Raw genomic sequence first — 3,218 nt, forward strand, 5'->3', positions numbered from 1 at the left:
CGGAAGCCGGCCTCCAGGTCGGAGGTGGAGCCGAAGCCCGCCACATAGGCGGCCCGGGCGGCCGCGGCGGCGCTGTGTTCGTGGGTGCGCCGGGCGCCCATCTCGATGCACGGGCGGGCGCCCGCCGCCGCGGTCATCCGGGAGGCCGCCGCGGCGATCGCCGAGTCGTGGTTGAGGATGGACAGCACCACCGTCTCCAGCACCACCGCCTCCGCGAAGGAGCCCTCGACGGTCAGGATCGGCGACCCGGGGAAGTAGACCTCCCCCTCGGGATAGCCGCTGACGTCGCCGCGGAAGCGGTAGGCGGCCAGCCAGGCCAGGGTGGCGTCGTCCACCACACCGTGGTCGGACAGCCAGTCCAGCCGGGCGGTGTCGAAGCGGAAGGACTCGATGGCGTCCAGGACCCGGCCGGTGCCGCCCACCACGCCGTAGCGGCGGCCCTCGGGCAGCCGCCGGGTGAAGACCTCGAAGACCGAGCGGCGGTGTGCGGCTCCGCTGCGCAGCGCGGCCTGCAGCATGGTGAGCTCGTAGTGGTCGGTGAGCAGCGCGGTGGAGGGCGCGCGGTCGGCGCCGGATGCGTCCATGACGTCCATACCGGTGATGCTACCCCCTTAACGTCAGTTTGACGATTTCTGTGTCGGGGGCGAGCCGGAATCGCAACGCGGACGGCCGGATGGCAGCATGGACCCTGTGGGGACGCGCCCGCCGGGCGCACACGCAAGGGAGTGAAGGGGACGCGCCAGTGAGCGTCGCGCCGGCCGAGATCGAGCGCACCGAGTCGGAGTCCGCCTCCGAGGCGGTCCCCAGTCCCGACACCCCCTGGGTGACGATCGTGCACAACGACCCCGTCAACCTGATGAGCTATGTGGTGTACGTCTTCCAGTCCTACTTCGGCTATCCCAAGGACAAGGCCCGGAAGCTGATGCTGGACGTGCACCACAAGGGCCGGGCGGTGGTCTCCAGCGGCACCCGCGAGGAGATGGAACGCGACGTGCAGGCGATGCACGGCTACGGGCTGTGGGCCACCCTCAGCCAGGACAGGTAGAGATGGCAGGACTGTTCGAGACGGCCCCTGGCGGCGGCGCGGCGATCGCGCTGGACGAGGTGGAGGTCTCCATTCTCCGCAGCTTCGCCGTGCAGATGCTGGAGCTGATCGGCCCCGGCCCCGCCGAGGGCGCCGACAGCGACCCGCTGGCCGCGCTCTTCGCCGAGGGCCCCTCCGCCCCGCCGCAGGACCCGGCGCTGGCGAGGCTCTTCCCCGACGCCTACGGGGAGCCGGCCAAGGAGCCCGACCAGGAGCAGCGGGCCGCCTCCGCGGAGTTCCGCCGCTACACCGAACTCGACCTGCGGGCCCGCAAGCGCGACGACGCCCTCGCCGTGGTGCGCTGCCTGGACGGGATGTCCGACGCGGCCGGCGGCTCCGGCGGCGTGCTGCGGCTGGACGCCGACCAGTGCCGCAGGTGGCTCGGCGCCCTCAACGACCTGCGCCTGACCCTGGGCGCCCGGCTGGAGGTCTCCGACGACAGCGAGGACGACCGGCTCTACCGGCTCCCCGACGACGACCCGGCCAAGCCCATGGTGATGGCCTACCTCTGGCTCGGCGCCATGCAGGAGTCGCTGATCGAGGCCGTCCTCGGCTGACGGCGGCCGCACCGGTCCGGGATCGCATCCCGCATCCCGGGACGGCGGGCCCGCCGAATCCGTGCACAACGGGTGAATCATCCCTTCCCAGGCCTGAATTCCGCTGCGTTCGGCACCGATATTCGGGCGGCCGGTGATACGACTGCACCCCATGTCAGGAAAGAACCCTCCAGACGAGGGCTACGAGCGCGGACTGGGCAGCCGCCAGATCCAGATGATCGCCATCGGCGGAGCCATCGGGACCGGGCTCTTCCTCGGCGCCGGCACGGCCATCCACAAGGCCGGCCCCAGCCTGGTGATCTCCTACGCGGTCGCCGGCGCCGTCGTCTTCTGCATCATGCGCGCCCTCGGCGAACTGCTCACCTACCGGCCCGTCTCCGGCTCCTTCGCCGAGTACGCCCGGGAGTTCCTCGGCCCCTTCGCCGGCTTCGTCACCGGCTGGACCTACTGGCTGATGTGGGTCGTCACCGGCATGGCCGAGGTCACCGCGGCCGCCGTCTACATCCACTACTGGGCCCCGGCCGTGCCCCAGTGGACCAGCGCGCTGCTCTTCCTGGTGATCCTCTACACCGCCAACCTGATCTCGGTGAAGCTCTTCGGGGAGATCGAGTTCTGGTTCTCCCTGATCAAGGTCACCGCCATCCTCGGCATGATCCTGATCGGCGTCGGCGTCCTCACCCTCGGCTTCAGCAAGGCCGGCGACACCGCCTCGGTCACCCACCTGTGGGCGGACGGCGGCCTGTTCCCCCACGGCGTCGGCTCCACCCTGATGACGCTGCAGATCGTGATGTTCGCCTACCTCGGCGTGGAACTCGTCGGCGTCACCGCGGGGGAGAGCGAGAACCCCCGGAAGACCCTCCCCAGGGCCATCAACACCCTCCCGCTGCGGATCGGCATCTTCTACGTCGGCGCCCTGCTGGTCATCCTCTCCCTGGTGACATGGAGCGAGTTCCAGCCCGGCGCGTCGCCCTTCGTCGCCGCCTTCACCAGGATCGGCATCCCGGCCGCCGGCGGCATCGTCAACTTCGTGGTGCTCACCGCCGCCCTCTCCTCCTGCAACTCCGGCATGTACTCCACCGGCCGGATGCTGCGCGACCTCGCCCTCAGGGGCCAGGCCCCCGGCGCGGTCACCCGGCTGAACGCCCGCCGCACCCCCGCCGCCGCCATCACCGTCTCCGCGCTGCTGATGTGCGTCGGCGTGGTCCTCAACTACACCGCCCCCGCCAAGGCCTTCACGTATATCACCTCGGTCGCCACCGTGGCCGGCATCTGGACCTGGGCCGTCATCCTGGTCTGTCAGCTGCGCTACCGCACCGCCTATCGCGCGGGCCGGCTCCCCGTGCCCGCCTTCAGAGCCCCGGGGGCCCCCTGGACCAGCCTGCTGGCGCTGGCCTTCCTGGCCCTGGTGACCGTGCTGATCGCCTGTGACGCCGACGCCCGTGTCTCGCTCTACGTCCTCCCCGGCTGGGCGCTGCTGCTGACCGGCGGGTACCTGGTGCTCCGGCGCCGCAACCCCGGCGCGGTCGCCACCCCGCAGGACCCGCAACCCGAGGCGCTGAGCGAAGCCTGAGCCCCGC

General features: G+C 71.3%; 3 protein-coding genes and 1 pseudogene. 3 read left to right on the forward strand and 1 reads right to left on the reverse strand.

From position 1 onward, the window contains the following. Positions 1-584, reverse strand: a pseudogene (locus tag AOK09_RS32285) (nicotinate phosphoribosyltransferase); the annotation flags it as partial. Between the two features lie 158 nt (positions 585-742). Here AOK09_RS32285 and clpS point away from each other — a divergent pair. The 3 genes from clpS (at position 743) to AOK09_RS32300 (ending at position 3,211) form a co-directional block, all read left to right on the forward strand. After that, positions 743-1,045: an ATP-dependent Clp protease adapter ClpS gene (clpS, locus tag AOK09_RS32290; protein ID WP_055590775.1), complete on the forward strand. Its 303-nt coding sequence runs from the start codon at positions 743-745 to the stop codon at positions 1,043-1,045. A gap of 2 nt (positions 1,046-1,047) precedes the next feature. Next, positions 1,048-1,641: a DUF2017 domain-containing protein gene (locus AOK09_RS32295; RefSeq protein WP_055590776.1), complete on the forward strand. Its 594-nt coding sequence runs from the start codon at positions 1,048-1,050 to the stop codon at positions 1,639-1,641. A gap of 151 nt (positions 1,642-1,792) precedes the next feature. Beyond that, positions 1,793-3,211, forward strand: coding sequence for an amino acid permease (locus tag AOK09_RS32300; RefSeq protein WP_055590777.1), 1,419 nt, complete (start codon positions 1,793-1,795; stop codon positions 3,209-3,211). The last annotated feature ends 7 nt before the right edge of the window (positions 3,212-3,218 follow it).

This window comes from Peterkaempfera griseoplana, assembly GCF_001418575.1.
Lineage (GTDB): Bacteria > Actinomycetota > Actinomycetes > Streptomycetales > Streptomycetaceae > Peterkaempfera > Peterkaempfera griseoplana.